Here is a 14,980-nt window from a genome sequence, read left to right as displayed (position 1 = left end):
TCTGACGTAGCATTTGTTCGTTTTATTGAAAATACTCGTGGAAGTAGCGTAAGGAATGTGGACAATTACTGGCGATTCTCGAGCGAAGAGAGGGGGTGAGAGGACAAGCAGCCCTAATCGTTTAGTGTGGTACAGAGGAGAGGTGGTTCAGTTTTTGGTTTCGATTGGTTTCTTAAGGAGGAAAGAGTTATGAAGAGAATAATGGCAGTTTTGTTTGTAGTGGCTTTGGCTTTTACCATGATTTCCGGCTGTTGCGCCACGACCGATTGCAAGAAGTGCGCCGATCTTTGCCAGGCAGCTCTCGACAAGGCTCAGGCTATTGAGCAGTCCTGCACCGCCAGCGCCAGGGCCGCTGAAGCAGCCGCTCAGAAGGCCGAGGCAGCCGCTCGCAGGGCCGAAGCCGCCGCCGACAAGTGCGAACAGATGCTGATGAGAAAGATGAAGAAGTAAGTTCGCAAACTCATCATGCTTTGTAAAGCCGGCGGGCTTTCCGCCGGCTTTTCTTTTTTCTTCATTGCGTCTCTCGCTTTCGTTTCTCGCTTCGTTTGCGGGAAACGGGCTACCGCAGCGCGCCGTCGTCCTGTTTGCCTTCCCCGCCCTGCCCTTTGGGCTGTTCCACACTGCCGAACACGAACCTGCCCAGCAGGTTTTCGATATCGAGCGGCGGCTGAGTGTCTCTTATGGCGCCGCCCGGCTTGATGTACTGGTCGGAGGCCCCCGCGGTGACGGACACGTATTTGTCGCCGATGAGCCCCGACGTCTTGATACTGGCGATGACGTCATCTTCCAGCTTGACGTCCTTGTTGATGGAGAGCGTAACCACCGCCTCTCCGTCTTTCAGGCCGATGCTCTGTACCTCGCCGATGGCCACGCCGGCCATGAACACCTTGGCTTTGTCCTTCAGTCCGGCCACCGTGGAAAATTTTGCCGTGACCGGATAGTCAGACCCTCCCCACAGATTCAGATGGCCGAGCTTGAACGACAGGTACCCCAGGCAGGCCAAACCGATCAGTAAAAACAATCCGACACCGAATTCCAACCCTCTTCGCTCCATCGTATCAACCCCTGCTCACAGCAACACCGACGTCACGACATAGTCGCAGACGAGAATGGAAATCGACGAAAGCACCACGGCGTTGGTCGTGGCGCGACTCACCTGCTCCGGGCCGAAGTTGTTTTCATCGACCCCCGCATAATAACCTTTATAGGTGCAGATCCAGATGATCAGGACCCCGAAGCAGATCGATTTCACGATCCCCATGTAGACGTCCTTCCACACCACGCTTGATTCCATGCTGTCCAGGTAGGCGCCGGCATTCACCCCCAGGAGATTGACGCCGACCAGGTACCCGCCGACGATCCCGACCACGTCGCAAAACGCCGTCAACAGAGGCAGGGCGATCAGCGCTGCCAGAAGCCTGGGGGTGATCAGATAGGAATGAGGGTCTATCGCCATGCACTCGATGGCGTCGATCTGCTCGTCAATCCTCATGATGCCGATTTCCGCGCACATGGCGGAGCCGGCCCGGCCCGTAACCATAAGGGCCGTCAGCACGGGCCCCAGCTCGCGGATCAGGCTCAAAGAGACCGCCTTGCCGAGCCACCCCTCCGATCCCACGCTGGCCAGGGCGTAATATCCCTGCAGTGCCAGTACCATCCCCGTGAATATCGCGGTGAAGCCGATGACGAGGAACGACTTGGTCCCGATGAACTGAATCTGCTTGACGACGGAAAGGAATTTTCCGGGAGGCCTGGTTATGCCCGCGAGCATTCGGCCCAGAAAGAGGCCGAGACGGCCGAGAAATCCCACTTGGACGACCGTGTAGGCACCGAGGGAACGGATCATTTCGAACACCGCGCCCTCCTCGCCCCGCCTTCACCCCTTCCGGTATCGATCATGCCTCGATTTCTCCTCATGAATACCGTCAAATACAATAGGCATTTCGCGCTTGGGACCTTCCCCGCCCGATAACTCCGCGCATCAACCCAACAGGCTGGAGAGATAGTTCTCGATCCCGGTCTGTCCCGAATCCGCCCGCCTTTGCAGAAACTGGACGACCCGCTCATCCGTGTTCGCCCTGATCGCTTCAGGGGTGCCGGACGCCAGGAGACGCCCCTGGTCCATCACGATGATCTGGTCGGCAATCTGAAACGCGCTTTCCAGCTCATGCGTAACCACCACGATGGTCATCCCCAGGGCCTCGCGCAAGTCCAGGATCAGCCTGTCCAATCCGGCGGCGGTGATCGGATCGAGGCCGGAGGAAGGCTCATCCACGAACAGGATTTCGGGATCCATCGCCAGTGCCCTCGCCATCCCCGCCCGCTTCTTCATTCCGCCGCTCAACTGCGAGGGCATGAAGTCGCAAAAATCGGACAGTCCGACCATGTTCAGCTTGATCAGGGCCATGAGGCGGATCGTCTCGTCCGCCAGCCGGGTATGGACCTTCAAAGGAACGGCGATGTTCTCGGCGACGGTCATGGAATTGAACAAGGCTCCACTCTGGAACAGGATTCCGACCCTGCGCCGGTAGTCCTCCAACTGCCGTCCGTCGAAGGACCCCAAATCCTCCCCTTCGATGAAGATCCTGCCCGGATCGGTGCGTTTGAGTCCCACCAGGTGGCGCAACAGGGTGGTCTTGCCGCACCCGCTCACCCCCATGATCACCGTCACTTGGCTCCCGGGAATGGTGAGACTCACATCGTAGAGCACCTGGTGCCCGCGGTAACGGCTGTTCAGTCGATCGACGACGATCATGTCGGAAGAATCCATTTCCAGTTCCCGTGCCCAACGCCCCGTTTGAAAGGTTTTGTCGAACCCCTTTTCTCTATCCCCGCGAACCGCCGTGAGCTGCGCCGTCGCCACAAGGCATGACGATCACCCGCGCCATCCCCGCGAACCGCCCTCAGCTCACCCGCGAGAATCGCGCCGCTGCGGGCCTGCGCCGGAGGCGGCCAATGGCCCCGAGGCGCCCTGCTCGAAGACCCCGTTGAGGCGCGCCAGTCGGATCATCCGCGTGGCGGGTTCGCTCGGGTTGGTCAAGTGCACTTTCCCCTTCCTTGCCGAAAGGACCCTTAAAACCTCCACCAGCATGGCGACACCGGAGGTGTCCATCCTCTCGACTTCCGCAAGGTCGATACGCAAGTCCTTGATCCCCTTAGCCTTCACCAGACGCAACAGGACCTTCCTGATGCCGGGGACCGACTCGCGGTCGAGAACTCCCCCCAGTTCCACAACAGGCCTGTGCTCCTCCCAATAAACCTCGAGACTCACTCTTGCCCTCCCGCAGCAACCGCCCGAAGCGCCCTCCCCTCGCAGGTCACAACACGTCGAACCCTTCTGGCGATTCAATACGAATCGGTCCGGCGATCCCAAAATGAACGGCGCTTCAGTCAAGAAGGGGAATTATATTTGACAAAGGCTCTTTTGTGTATCCCAAAACACCTTCCGATGTAAGAAATGCTTTTTACTCGGTTTTGTGCACCTTGCTTGACCTGACCGTGTTTTCCTCACTATACTGCTTTTCACTGTTTGCGAGCCTATGTGCCCTGTTTTCGGCACAGACCGTTTATTGAGCCGCAAGAACATGGAGGTCCCGCAGTGAGTGGGGTTACGACTGAAACGGATACGATCCGGACAATACTTGCCCGCCGCAGCGTCCGGCAATTCACGGATGCCGCCGTCGACCGCAGGTTGATCGTGGAAGCTTTGCGAGCCGCTTCGTGGGCGCCCTCCGGTCTGAACAACCAGCCATGGCGTTTCGCACTCGTGTGGGAACCCGTGCTGAAAGACAAGATAGGCGCCTTGACTCGGTATGCGACGGTTCTCAGGTCTTCCGCGGTATTGATTCCCGTGTTCATGGACAAAGAGAGCTCCTATGACTACGTGAAAGACTGCCAGGCTGTCGGCGCGTGCATCCAGAACCTGCTGCTCGCGCTCCACTCGCTTGAGCTCGGGGCGGTCTGGATCGGAGAGATACTCAAGAACAAGGAGAAAATCCTTGAAGTACTGGAACTGCCCGAACGCCTCGAGCTCATGGCGGTAGTCGCGGTCGGCGTGCCGGCCCACCGGAACCAGACTTCCCACCGGCGCCCGTTGGAAGAGCTCATTTTACTCGAAAGGTAGGTCTCGATGCCGTCCCAGGATTTGCGGATCGTCCTCGAACATATTCCGGTGGGCATGTTCCGGACAAACTGCTATGTCCTCGGCGAAACACGCTCTCATCGAGCCGTGGTCATCGACCCGGGGGCGGAAGGAGAGCGCATTGCCGGACGCATCGGGGCACTCGGGCTTCAGCCGGTCGCCATTCTGATCACACATGCTCATATCGACCACGTTATGGGAGCCTGGAGCCTGAAGGAGGAACTCGGCGGGGAGATCTTCCTCCACCCGAAGGATCAGCCGCTCCTCGACGACCACATGATCGGCCTGGACGACCTTGCATGTGCGCACGTCCCGCGGTTCGCGGCGGACCGCACCCTGGAGGAAGGCGATGTCCTGGACTTCGGTCCGATCCGTTTGTCGGTGATCGAAACCCCCGGTCACACGCCGGGACACGTATCCGTGTATTTCCCTGAAGCGAAAAGCATTTTCGTCGGCGACACAATATTCGCCGGCTCCATCGGCAGGACCGACTTCCCCGGCGGTTCGCACGATCGGCTGATCCGGTCGGTGAAGGAAAAAATTTTCACACTGCCCGGCGACACGCTGGTTTATCCCGGACACGGTCCCGGGACCACAGTAGAACGGGAGATGAGGACAAACCCGTTTTTTCGCTGAATCCCGTTCCGATGAGGACGCTTCCGACGTTCCCAATGTCGGGCGCGACCCGTTCCGGGACAGGCTCGCCTGCCGGGACAGCAGGCCCGGTCGCCTGCGTTGGCCGTTCGGGGGAACGGGGTCCGGAAATCCGGGCCGATTCCGGAGCCTCGGTGGAGGGGTGGTTTTCCTTCACCCGGGGATTGTCCGATCCGGTCTTATCGATATCGAGCCCGCGGGACACCATTGAAAGACTCGTCGACCAAGGATATGGAGGCAAGAGAATGAAGATGCCGAAGCACTACCGAATGATGATCGTCATTGGCGCAGCCATCCTCATCATCTCCCTTGGCGGGTGCGGCAGTCTTGGAGTAGGCCAGTCGAGCCCTCCCCCCAACCCCGTCGCTCAGTCGTCCGAACCGGACACCCCGCCCGGCGAGCCTCCGGCGAGTGCTCCCCCGGCGAATACGCCCGTGGCAAGCGCGCCCCCCGCAGCCGCTCCTCCAAGCCCTCCACCTCCGACTCCGACTCCGACTGCGCCGCGGCCCCAGTTCTACGATTTTCAGGACATTCCGATCCCTTCCGAGCTGGACCTGGTGTCCAAGGACTCATACGTGTTTCAGGCGGGTGCGCTCAAAGCCGGTTTGTTGACCCTGAGGGGGCGGGTCGACGTCAACTCGCTCATCAACTTTTTCCAGATGGCATTGCCCCGGGAGCACTGGAAACTCAAGGGCGGTTTCCGTTACAAGCGCTCCGTTCTGATTTTTGACAAGCCGGACAGAACCTGTATCATTAATCTGTATGAAAAAATGTTTTATACATACGTGGAGATATTGGTTGCGCCGGCCGGAAGTCAAGTCTGAATCGATCGAACCCGTGTCCGGCCCGCTCGTCCGTATGGTGGAGACGACCGCCGGCGCGGCATAAGCCGGAAGGCCGATATTTCCATGGGGACACCCGCTTGCGCGCAAGTGAGGACGGCCGCTTCCATGCCCCGCTGCGGCGCTTCCGATCACGACGGTTCGATGGCCGTGAAACCCCAGCCCGCCCAAACGGGTGATGCGTTCCCGACGCAGGGCGGGATGACGGTGGCGGATCGATGCAGGCAGGCCGGCAAGCCGTCGGGTTTCATTGGGACGGCGCATTCCGGAACCGCTTCAGCCCGCGCTCTTCGGGGCGTGCCATGGGCAATGGTCCAATCAGGTGGGACACGGGAAGGGATTGCATGCTCAAGGACAAGTCGATTCTACTGGGCGTCAGCGGCGGCATCGCGGCATACAAGGCCGCTGAGATCGTACGCTGCTTCGTGAAGGCGCAGGCAGCGGTACAAGTGGTGATGACGGCGAATGCCCGGGAATTCATCACGCCGCTCACTCTTCAGGCCTTGTCGGGCCGGCCCGTTCTCACCAACCTGTTCGACTTGGAACACGAATCTCGAATCGGGCATATCGAAGCGGCCCGCAGGGCGGATCTGGTCGTCCTGGCTCCGGCCACCGCCAACCTGATGGCCAAGATGGCTTCCGGAATCGCCGACGATTATCTCACCACGATACTACTCGCCACGACGGCGCCGGTGCTCGTTTGTCCCGCGATGAACGTGAAGATGTTCGAACATCCGGCAACGCAACGCAACCTCTCCACATTGCGGGAACTGGGCTGCCATGTATTGCCTCCCGCGGTGGGAAGCCTTGCGTGCAGGGAAGAAGGAACGGGCCGCCTGGCCGATATTCCCGACATCCTCGAGGCTTCCAGGCGTTTGCTCACCGCCCCGAGCCTTGCCGGAAGGCGGATCCTGGTCAGCGCGGGCCCTACCTGGGAACCGTTCGACCCGGTTCGATTCATCAGCAATCCATCCACCGGAAAGATGGGATATGCGCTCGCCACGGTTGCTGCCAGACGCTCGGGCGAGGTGCACCTGGTCTCCGGCCCCAGCACGCTTGCCGCGCCTCAGGGTGTGCGACTCAGCAAGGTGGTTACCGCGCGTGAAATGCAGGAATCCGTGCTTGCCCTCGCGCCGGGGATGGACGCCATCGTCATGGCTGCCGCGGTCAGCGATTTTCGCCCGACGGAGGAGGCGCCGCAGAAGATCAAGAAGATCGCCGGCGAGGAAGCCGTCCGGCTGACCAGGAATCCGGACATCCTCGCCGCGCTCGGGCGGTCGCGCCCCGGCGGCAGACACCAGGTATTGGTGGGCTTTGCGGCGGAAACCGAGAACCTGATCGAAAATGCCCGAGAGAAGCTCATCGAGAAGAACCTGGACTTCATCGTGGCGAACAATCTCACCCAGTCCGGCTCCGGATTCGGCTCCGATACGAACCAGGTCAAGATCCTCGACCGTGACGGCACCATCACCGAACTGCCCTGCCTGACCAAGGAGGAAGTGGCCGAAATGGTTATGGATCGCGTGGAGCAACAGCTTGGAAAGGGGGAACACGATGACGCCGTCCGGGAAGACTGAGCGAGATATTGCCGAAACGTTGCGTCAATTGCGACTGGTGATGACCGGTCTGCAGGTTGCCGGTATCGAGGATTGGGCGGCGGCTTGGAGCGATCCCGCCGTTGGCTTGCCGGAGCCCGAAAAGGCGATCGAGCAGGAGCCGGACCCGGCGGGCGGCCTGACGGTGATTGCCGGGGAGTTGGAGGGTTGCCGCCGTTGCCGGCTCCACTCGGAGAGGACTCGAATCGTTTTCGGAGAAGGTTCGGCGCACGCCCCGCTGGTTTTCGTGGGAGAAGGACCCGGTTTGGAGGAGGATCGACAGGGACGGCCCTTCGTCGGCAGGGCGGGCAGATTGCTCGACCAGATGATCAAGGCCCTCGGATTCCACAGGGAGGCTGTCTATATCTGTAACGTGGTCAAATGCCGTCCTCCGAAGAATCGGACTCCCGAGTCCGAGGAAATCGCCAGGTGCGGGCCTTTTCTGATCAGGCAGATCGAAGCGATTCGACCGCGCGTTATTTGTGCGTTGGGCGCGTGCGCGGCTCAGACGCTGGTCGGTACCGGCAGCAGCATTTCCAGGCTGAGAGGGAGCGTACACTACTGGCGGGGAATTCCGCTGATTTGCACGTTCCACCCCGCATACCTGTTGCGCACGCCGGCGCAGAAGGCTGCAGCCTGGGAGGACCTGATCCTGGTGCGCGACCTCTTGAAAACCGGTTGCGTTCAAGATGGCGGCATTGGGCGGGAGGGCATAAAGCCCTCCCCCGCGTCTGACCGGCACATCGGTCCGTAGCAAGGGGCGGGGTCTATCCTTGCCCGCGTCAGCTCCCGCTGGGCAGGTGTTGTGTAATCTTGAACGCGCCTTGATAGGAGAACATCGGTGGAGCCCGGCTCCTCGCCATCCGGCGGTACGGATTGAGCTCCACCCGCCGAGGGCTTTTCCTGAAAGACCCGCGCCTGTCCATGCGCGTCTCTTTCAGCCCGGCGAGTGCGTTGCCGACGGCACGGCACCCCCGCCCGCAGGTATCGATACCCTGGGCGCCGGCTGCCGCGGGACCTTTTTGGCAGGTCCGGTATTGTACCATTCAGGGTGAAGCGCGTACGATGTCTTTGAGCAGACATCCCCGGGGAGGTTTTGAGATGCTGAAGTCCCTTTATGCCAGGATCCCGTTTCATGCCGCATGGTTTCTTGTTGTCGGCGCCCTCGTCCTCTTCCCCTTCAACGGTTGCATTGCCGGTTCCGATCACGTCAACATCGTCGAAATTCAGGACACGATCAACCCGGGCGTCGAGGACTTCATCAGGTATGCCGTCGCCACATCCGAGGAGGACGGCGCTCAGTTTCTCGTGATTCTGCTCGATACCCCCGGGGGACTTCTCACTTCGACCCGGGGCATCGCCCAGGCTATCCTCAACGCGAAGGTCCCGATCGTGGTCTACGTGTATCCCAGCGGAGCACAAGCGGCGTCGGCGGGAGTGTTCATCACCGCGGCGGCCGACATCGCGGCCATGGCGCCCGGAACGAACATCGGCGCGGCACATCCCGTGATGGGCGGAGGAGAGAATGTCCCCAGCACCATGGATGAAAAGGTTCTCAACGACACGCTGGCGTTTTCCAGGAGTATCGCCGCCCAGAGGGGGCGCAATGCGGAATGGCTGGAACAGAGCATTCGCCGGAGCGTTTCCGCCACCGCCGAAGAGGCCTTCAAGGAGAACGTCATCGACCTGGTGGCCGACGACCTGCCCGCGTTGATGAAGAAGCTGGACGGATGGAACCTTTCCAAGGGGGGGAAGTCTGTCGTGCTGCAGACCCGGGCAGTCGAGCAGCGCACCCTGACGCCCAGTTGGCAGCACCGGGTACTCCGGGGAATCGCCAACCCGAATCTGGCCTATATTCTGCTCATGATCGGCCTGGCCGGGCTCTACTTCGAACTGTCCCAGCCGGGAGCGATTTTCCCCGGCGTCATCGGGGGCGTCTCGCTTATCCTCGCCCTGTACTCGCTTCAGACGCTTTCCGTAAATTACGCCGGCTTTCTGATCATTCTCCTTGCGGTGATTTTCTTCATTCTGGAAATCAAGGTGGCCTCACACGGGATGCTCAGCATCGCGGGAGTGCTCTGCCTGGTTCTCGGTTCCCTCATGCTTTTCCGGGCTCCGGGCAGCACCACGGCCCTGGCCATGTCCGTATTCATTCCGACGGTCCTCACGGTATCGGCGTTTTTCGTGACCGTGGCCAGTCTCGCCTTTCGCGCCCAGATCAGCAGGCCGCAGATCGGCGTGGAGGCGTTCGAGGGGCTCATCGGGGAAGCGCACACCGATCTGCGACCCGCGGGGAAGGTGTTTGTGAACGGCGAACTGTGGAATGCAGAAGCAGATGAAGAAATTCTTATGGGAGAACAGGTCCAAGTCGTCTCGATGCATAATTTAAAGTTGAAAGTAAGGAAAATCAGTGGTAGATAGTGAAAATTGTTTCTAGCCCACTCCAAAAGGGGTGCGGGGTTCCAAGGAGGAGGAAATGCCCATCGGCGTGTACATTGTGGTTGTGCTGGCCGTGCTGTTTCTCGCAACTGCCATTCGCGTTTTGAACGAATACGAGAGGGGCGTGATTTTTCGGCTGGGCCGGGTGATACGGGCGAAGGGGCCGGGCCTGATCATACTCATTCCGATGGTCGACCGCATGCAGAAGGTCAGTTTGCGCCTCGTGGCCGCGGATGTGCCCGCTCAGGACGTCATCACGCGCGACAACGTTTCGGTCAAGGTCAGCGCGGTGATCTATTTCAGGGTTGTGGACCCGGTGAAGGCGGTCATTTCCGCGGAGAATTATCTTTACGCCACCAGTCAGCTGGCTCAGACAACGCTGCGAAGCGTCTGCGGCCAGGGAGAGCTGGACGATCTGCTTGCGGAAAGAGACAAGATCAATTCGCACATCCAGGAGATACTCGACCGTCATACCGAGCCATGGGGCGTGAAGGTGTCCGTTGTCGAGCTCAAGCATATCGACCTGCCCCAGGAGATGCAGCGGGCCATGGCGAAGCAGGCGGAAGCCGAGCGTGAACGCCGCGCCAAGATCATCGGGGCGGAAGGTGAATTCCAGGCGGCGTCCCGGCTGTCGGAAGCGGCGAAGATCATCCAGGAACATCCCGTGGCGATCCAGCTCCGGTACCTGCAGACCTTGAGGGAGATTTCGTCCGAAAACAATTCCACCACGATCTTCCCGATACCCATCGACCTTTTCAGGCCGTTCATACGCCTGGCCGAACTCTACGACAGGAAACAGGAAAAGGAGCAGCCAATTGGGTAAGCAAAAGGATAAGACCACTAAGGAGAAACCTCTTGACAAAATGACCGCGAAGGAACTCCGGGAGCTCGCCATGACTCTCGAGGGAATCGTCGGCGTTCATGCGATGAACAAGAACGAGCTGATTGCCGCCATAAGGGAGGCGAAAGGCATCGTGGACGATAAATCCAAGAAGAGCTCCGTCGACGTTCGCGGCATCAAAGTGAAGATCAGGGAGCTCAAGGAGAGAAGGGAAAAAGCCAAGGAGGAGGGCAATCGCAAACTGGCCGACGCGTTTCGACGCAGGATCGGCAATCTCAAAAAGAGGAGCAGGCGAGCGGCCTGATTGCGAGATATCTTTCGGATCCCGGCATTGTTCAGTTGCAACCGATTCGGTTTTGATCTTAAAATAGGACTACGAGATAAAATTCACATAGTCGGGGGATCAATCTTCACCTTCTTTGTGAAGGTTTGAATAGCGCCGATGGAATTCGCGGAGCCGGAAATCGGCGGTGACGATTTTCAGCGGCGGCCTGCTGGAGTGGAAACGGCGCGAGAAGCGGAAACGGTGGCACTTGATGAGGAGGGAATACATGCAAGAAAAGAAGAAGGTGGTTGCGGCTATTGCTACAGCATTGGCTTACTATATGCAAGCCGAAGAACAAGCCATGCTTGCGCTCCAGCAGCAAAGGGCTGCACAAGGACCGCGCCAGCTCTTTAATCCGTACGCCCTGGCGGGCAGAACCGCCGCGATGGATGTCCGGTGGACCTGGCAGATGCGTTTGGCTCGGTAGTGGCAAGCACGCCCGCCGGCGAGGAGGCAGCGTTCTGTCGAGAACCCGGGTGGGTGCCATAACATTTCAATCATGGCCTTGAGCCATGCGATCTTAGGATATCCTGAGGGTTTGCGCGGTTGTTGGAGGCAAACCTCTCCAGGGTACGGTTCCTGATGTTGAAGTCTGATGCTGAGGTGAGCTGAGGCGGAGTGAGTACAATCTCTCGAATGGAAAAAGGAGACACAAGGATGGAGAACAAACATCTGCACGGCACGTCATTGATCGCGAAGCTGCAGGACGATCCAAAAGTGAAAGTGGACAACCCGATCAAAATCGGAGACCTTACTTTCCGTGACGGACATCAATCGCTCTTCGCCACCCGCGGAAGAACGGAAGACCTTTTGCCGATCGCCGAGGAAATGAACAAAATCGGATACTGGTCGATGGAAGTCTGGGGCGGAGCGACTTTCGATACGATGCACCGTTTTCTCAATGAAGACCCCTGGGAAAGACCGCGCCAGTTGAAGAAGTATCTCAAGGACACCCCCATGATGATGCTGCTTCGCGGTCAGAATCTGGTCGGATACCGCAACTACGCCGACGACATGGCCGAAGCCTTCGTCGACCGCGCCTGCATCAACGGCATCGACATTTTCCGCACTTTCGACGCGGTCAACGACTTCCGGAATTTTGAAACCGTTATCAAGCCCATCAAGAAACACAAGAAGCACTTCCAGGGGACCATTTGCTACTCCCTGACCGAACCCCGCATGGGCGGCCCGGTGTACAACCTGGACTATTACGTCAAGAAAGCCAAGCAGTTGGAAAACATGGGCGCGGATACCGTCTGTATCAAGGACATGGCCGGTTTGATCGCCCCTTACGACGCCTACTACCTGGTCAAGGCCTTGAAAGAAAACGTCAAGGTCCCCATTCATCTCCACAGCCATTTCACCTCCGGCATGGCCGACCTGGCGCTGCTCAAGGCGATCGAAGCCGGTGTCGATATCGTCGATACCTGTCTTGCTCCGTGGGCGTATCGCAGCTCCCATCCGGCCATCGAGCCCCTGGTCATGACCCTCAGGCACACCAGCAGGGACACGGGTTTCGACCTCCATCAGCTTGCAAAGTGCAGTACGCACTTCGAGAAGGTGTCCCCGAAGTACCGCCATCTTCTCGATGACCGTATGGCCACGATCGACATCGGCGTTCTGCTGCATCAGACGCCGGGCGGCATGCTGTCCAACCTGATCAATCAGCTGCGCGACATGGGCGCCTCCGACAAGCTGGACGCCGTGTTCAAGGCACTGCCGCAGGTCCGCAAGGAAATGGGCCAGGTTCCCCTGGTGACCCCGACCAGCCAGATCGTCGGCATCCAGGCCGTGAACAACGTTCTTTTCGACACCCCGCAAGAGCGTTACAAGATGATCTCCGCGCAGAGCAAGGACCTGTTCTACGGTCTGTACGGCGAAACCCCGGTTCCCGTGGATCCGGAAATCCAGAAGAAGGCGCTCAAAGGCTATCCTCGCGGTGAAACCCCGACGACCGCCCGCCCCGCCGACGTGCTGGAACCGGAAATGGAAAAGAACTGGAAGGATATGGAAGGTCTTGCCAAGGACATCGACGACGTTCTGATCTACGGCATGTACCCCATGACCGGCAAGCGCTTCCTCAACTGGAAGTACGGCAAGGAGCCGGTGCCCAAGGAAGTCATGCCCAAGACCCTCGAGGATTGCGCAAAAGAGGCGGATCTGGTCAAGAAAGCCAAGGCCGGCCTCCTCGTCGAGAAGCCGACCAAGGTCGCTCCCGAAAAGGGACCCGGTCTGCGCACCTTCAGCGTGTTTGTGGATGAGGAGTTCTTCGAGGTCGGCGTCGAGCAGATCGGCGGCGCTCCCGCCATCACTTCCATCACCCCCATGGTTGCTCCTGTAGCGGCTCCCGCCGCAGCCCCCGCCGCAGCCCCCAAGCCTGCGGCAGCACCCGCTGCAGCTCCCAAGCCCGCGGCCGCTCCGGTCGAGGGTGGGACCAAGCTGGAAGCTCCCATGCCGGGCATGGTCATTCGCTACGAAGTGAAGGAAGGCGATTCGGTCAAAGAGGGCGACGTCGTGATGATCCTCGAGGCCATGAAGATGGAAAACTCCATCACGGCCCCCGCTGCCGGCGTCATCAAGCAGATTTGCTGCAAGGACGGCCAGAGCGTGCAGAAGGGTGACGTGCTGGCGGTCATCGGCTAGCGGATATCGAATCGAACTCAAGCAAGAGAGGAGAATGTCGAAATGGCGAAAAAGCCTGTTCGTGTCACTGTCACCGGAGCCGCCGGCCAGATCGGCTACGCTCTGTTGTTCCGCGTAGCCAGCGGCCAGATGCTGGGCCCCGACCAGCCGATTATCCTCCAGATGTTGGAACTGCCGATCGACAAAGTCCAGGCGGCGCTCAAAGGCGTCATGATGGAACTGGAAGACTGCGCATTCCCCCTGTTGGCGGACATGATCGGTACGGGCGATCCCAAGGTTGCCTTCAAGGATTCCGATTATGCGTTGCTGGTCGGCGCCAGGCCGCGTGGTCCCGGAATGGAGCGCAAGGATCTGCTGCTCGAGAACGCCAAGATCTTCATCGAGCAGGGCAAGGCGATGAATGCGGTGGCCTCCCGCGACATTCGGGTCATCGTGGTCGGAAACCCCGCCAACACCAATGCCTGGATCGCCATGAAGTCGGCCCCGGATCTGCCGAAGGGGAACTTCACCGCGATGCTGCGCCTGGACCATAACCGTGCGAAGTCGCAGCTTGCCACCAGAACCGGCAAGCCCGTGGCCAGCGTTGAAAAGATGATCGTGTGGGGCAACCATTCGCCCACCATGTATCCGGACATCCGGTTCTGCACCGTCGACGGTCAGCCCGCGGTCAAACTGGTGAATGACGAAGCCTGGTATCGCAATGAGTACATCCCGAAGGTCGGCAAGCGCGGCGCGGCGATCATCGAAGCCAGAGGCTTGTCCTCCGCGGCTTCGGCGGCCAACGCGGCCATCGACCATATGCACGACTGGGCGTTGGGCACCAATGGCAAGTGGGTCACCATGGGACTTCCGTCCGATGGTTCCTACGGCATTCCGGAAGGCACGATGTACGGCGTGCCGGTCACTTGCACCCCGGGCAAATATGAGCGGGTAAAGGGGCTGGAGATCGATGCCTTTTCGCGTGAGAAGATGGACTTCACGCTGAAGGAACTCACGGAAGAGCAGGCCGGCGTGAAGGAAATGGTCAAATAGGATCCCTTCAGGTTCTCACGGGGGAGGGAACCGGTCTTGACGGCCGGAACGCCCTTCCCCGGGGAACCGCTTGTCAGGTGGAAACACAAAAGGCGGCTTTCGCCGCCTTTTGTGTTTCCACGATCATTCCGTTGTTCCGGGCTTGACGGAGGACGGGCCCCCCTGCCCTCCCCGCCTAATGCCGCTCGGCGCCGTATTTCAGGCGAAATTCCTTGATGTTTCGTTCGTCATATCTCAGGATCGCATCCTGGAAAGCATGCAACCGGGCGCAATCCCTGCTGCACTCGTCCTTGTTGAGATGCACATTCTCACAGGTCCGACAGGGACTCTCGACAGTCTTCACAAACGGAACAGCCATTTTTTTCCAATCCTCCGGAGTAGAGACACCTGAAAGCCGAAGCCATATCGAGTGACGAATCCGGTCCAGATATAGAACAATTTTTCACAATGTGTCAAGAGTAATTATGC

At 59.4% G+C, this 14,980-nt stretch carries 17 protein-coding genes; 12 read left to right on the top strand and 5 right to left on the bottom strand.

Going from position 1 to position 14,980, the window contains the following annotated elements; all coding sequences use genetic code 11:
* Positions 1-126 precede the first annotated feature (126 nt).
* The gene (locus SFUM_RS02435) at positions 127-450 is read left to right on the top strand and encodes a DUF6684 family protein (RefSeq protein WP_011697348.1); all 324 of its coding nucleotides are present in this window, start codon (positions 127-129) and stop codon (positions 448-450) included.
* Between the two features lie 109 nt (positions 451-559).
* Here SFUM_RS02435 and mlaD read toward each other — a convergent pair whose 3' ends face one another.
* The 4 genes from mlaD to SFUM_RS02415 all read right to left on the bottom strand — a co-directional run bounded on the left by mlaD (position 560) and on the right by SFUM_RS02415 (position 3,271).
* Positions 560-1,054, bottom strand: coding sequence for an outer membrane lipid asymmetry maintenance protein MlaD (gene mlaD, locus SFUM_RS02430; RefSeq protein WP_011697347.1), 495 nt, complete (start codon positions 1,052-1,054; stop codon positions 560-562).
* Between the two features lie 15 nt (positions 1,055-1,069).
* Complete coding sequence (locus SFUM_RS02425) at positions 1,070-1,846, bottom strand: MlaE family ABC transporter permease (protein WP_011697346.1); 777 nt, start codon at positions 1,844-1,846, stop codon at positions 1,070-1,072.
* Positions 1,847-1,981: 135 nt separating this feature from the next.
* Positions 1,982-2,770 (bottom strand): ABC transporter ATP-binding protein, encoded by a 789-nt coding sequence (locus SFUM_RS02420; RefSeq protein WP_041441484.1) that lies wholly within the window; start codon positions 2,768-2,770, stop codon positions 1,982-1,984.
* Positions 2,771-2,908: 138 nt separating this feature from the next.
* A complete protein-coding gene (locus tag SFUM_RS02415; protein WP_011697344.1) occupies positions 2,909-3,271 on the bottom strand; it encodes an STAS domain-containing protein in 363 nt (120 codons plus the stop codon).
* Between the two features lie 327 nt (positions 3,272-3,598).
* Here SFUM_RS02415 and SFUM_RS02410 point away from each other — a divergent pair, with 327 nt between their 5' ends.
* From SFUM_RS02410 to SFUM_RS02360, 11 genes are all read left to right on the top strand, one after another.
* A complete protein-coding gene (locus SFUM_RS02410) occupies positions 3,599-4,123 on the top strand; it encodes a nitroreductase family protein (RefSeq protein ID WP_011697343.1) in 525 nt (174 codons plus the stop codon).
* 6 nt (positions 4,124-4,129) lie between these two features.
* Positions 4,130-4,777: an MBL fold metallo-hydrolase gene (locus SFUM_RS02405; RefSeq protein WP_011697342.1), complete on the top strand. Its 648-nt coding sequence runs from the start codon at positions 4,130-4,132 to the stop codon at positions 4,775-4,777.
* A gap of 263 nt (positions 4,778-5,040) precedes the next feature.
* Entirely contained in the window at positions 5,041-5,619 is a 579-nt protein-coding gene (locus tag SFUM_RS02400; protein ID WP_041439636.1) for a hypothetical protein, read from the top strand.
* A gap of 362 nt (positions 5,620-5,981) precedes the next feature.
* On the top strand, positions 5,982-7,214 hold the full coding sequence (gene coaBC, locus SFUM_RS02395) for a bifunctional phosphopantothenoylcysteine decarboxylase/phosphopantothenate--cysteine ligase CoaBC (RefSeq protein WP_041439630.1): 1,233 nt from the start codon (positions 5,982-5,984) through the stop codon (positions 7,212-7,214).
* Positions 7,192-7,986, top strand: coding sequence for a uracil-DNA glycosylase (locus SFUM_RS02390; RefSeq protein WP_011697339.1), 795 nt, complete (start codon positions 7,192-7,194; stop codon positions 7,984-7,986). Before coaBC ends, SFUM_RS02390 begins: the two co-directional genes overlap by 23 nt.
* 347 nt (positions 7,987-8,333) lie before the next feature.
* Positions 8,334-9,653: an NfeD family protein gene (locus SFUM_RS02385; protein ID WP_167321302.1), complete on the top strand. Its 1,320-nt coding sequence runs from the start codon at positions 8,334-8,336 to the stop codon at positions 9,651-9,653.
* 55 nt (positions 9,654-9,708) lie between these two features.
* Positions 9,709-10,494: a slipin family protein gene (locus tag SFUM_RS02380; protein WP_011697337.1), complete on the top strand. Its 786-nt coding sequence runs from the start codon at positions 9,709-9,711 to the stop codon at positions 10,492-10,494.
* The gene (locus SFUM_RS02375) at positions 10,487-10,816 is read left to right on the top strand and encodes a Rho termination factor N-terminal domain-containing protein (protein WP_011697336.1); all 330 of its coding nucleotides are present in this window, start codon (positions 10,487-10,489) and stop codon (positions 10,814-10,816) included. Before SFUM_RS02380 ends, SFUM_RS02375 begins: the two co-directional genes overlap by 8 nt.
* Positions 10,817-11,063: 247 nt before the next feature.
* Positions 11,064-11,264 carry a hypothetical protein gene (locus SFUM_RS02370; RefSeq protein ID WP_041439627.1) on the top strand — a complete coding sequence of 67 codons (201 nt, stop codon included), beginning with the start codon at positions 11,064-11,066 and terminating at the stop codon, positions 11,262-11,264.
* A gap of 230 nt (positions 11,265-11,494) precedes the next feature.
* The gene (locus SFUM_RS02365) at positions 11,495-13,480 is read left to right on the top strand and encodes a pyruvate carboxylase subunit B (RefSeq protein WP_011697334.1); all 1,986 of its coding nucleotides are present in this window, start codon (positions 11,495-11,497) and stop codon (positions 13,478-13,480) included.
* 42 nt (positions 13,481-13,522) lie between these two features.
* A complete protein-coding gene (locus SFUM_RS02360) occupies positions 13,523-14,512 on the top strand; it encodes a malate dehydrogenase (RefSeq protein WP_011697333.1) in 990 nt (329 codons plus the stop codon).
* A gap of 175 nt (positions 14,513-14,687) precedes the next feature.
* Here the strand turns inward: SFUM_RS02360 and SFUM_RS02355 are convergent, their stop codons facing one another.
* Entirely contained in the window at positions 14,688-14,870 is a 183-nt protein-coding gene (locus tag SFUM_RS02355) for a hypothetical protein (protein ID WP_041439624.1), read from the bottom strand.
* Positions 14,871-14,980 lie beyond the last annotated feature (110 nt).

Origin of the sequence: Syntrophobacter fumaroxidans MPOB (assembly GCF_000014965.1) — a bacterium.
In the GTDB taxonomy this organism is placed as follows: domain Bacteria; phylum Desulfobacterota; class Syntrophobacteria; order Syntrophobacterales; family Syntrophobacteraceae; genus Syntrophobacter; species Syntrophobacter fumaroxidans.
This window is presented reverse-complemented; position numbering and strand designations above follow the sequence as displayed.

Bases quoted from the DNA above. Each gene is read 5' to 3' on its own strand.
- SFUM_RS02425 (WP_011697346.1), bottom strand. From the start codon at position 1,846: ATGATCCGTTCCCTCGGTGCCTACACGGTCGTCCAAGTGGGATTTCTC.
- SFUM_RS02365 (WP_011697334.1), top strand. From the start codon at position 11,495: ATGGAGAACAAACATCTGCACGGCACGTCATTGATCGCGAAGCTGCAG.
- SFUM_RS02355 (WP_041439624.1), bottom strand. From the start codon at position 14,870: ATGGCTGTTCCGTTTGTGAAGACTGTCGAGAGTCCCTGTCGGACCTGT.
- coaBC (WP_041439630.1), top strand. From the start codon at position 5,982: ATGCTCAAGGACAAGTCGATTCTACTGGGCGTCAGCGGCGGCATCGCG.
- mlaD (WP_011697347.1), bottom strand. From the start codon at position 1,054: ATGGAGCGAAGAGGGTTGGAATTCGGTGTCGGATTGTTTTTACTGATC.
- SFUM_RS02405 (WP_011697342.1), top strand. From the start codon at position 4,130: ATGCCGTCCCAGGATTTGCGGATCGTCCTCGAACATATTCCGGTGGGC.
- SFUM_RS02390 (WP_011697339.1), top strand. From the start codon at position 7,192: ATGACGCCGTCCGGGAAGACTGAGCGAGATATTGCCGAAACGTTGCGT.
- SFUM_RS02420 (WP_041441484.1), bottom strand. From the start codon at position 2,770: ATGGATTCTTCCGACATGATCGTCGTCGATCGACTGAACAGCCGTTAC.
- SFUM_RS02380 (WP_011697337.1), top strand. From the start codon at position 9,709: ATGCCCATCGGCGTGTACATTGTGGTTGTGCTGGCCGTGCTGTTTCTC.
- SFUM_RS02360 (WP_011697333.1), top strand. From the start codon at position 13,523: ATGGCGAAAAAGCCTGTTCGTGTCACTGTCACCGGAGCCGCCGGCCAG.
- SFUM_RS02385 (WP_167321302.1), top strand. From the start codon at position 8,334: ATGCTGAAGTCCCTTTATGCCAGGATCCCGTTTCATGCCGCATGGTTT.
- SFUM_RS02400 (WP_041439636.1), top strand. From the start codon at position 5,041: ATGAAGATGCCGAAGCACTACCGAATGATGATCGTCATTGGCGCAGCC.
- SFUM_RS02370 (WP_041439627.1), top strand. From the start codon at position 11,064: ATGCAAGAAAAGAAGAAGGTGGTTGCGGCTATTGCTACAGCATTGGCT.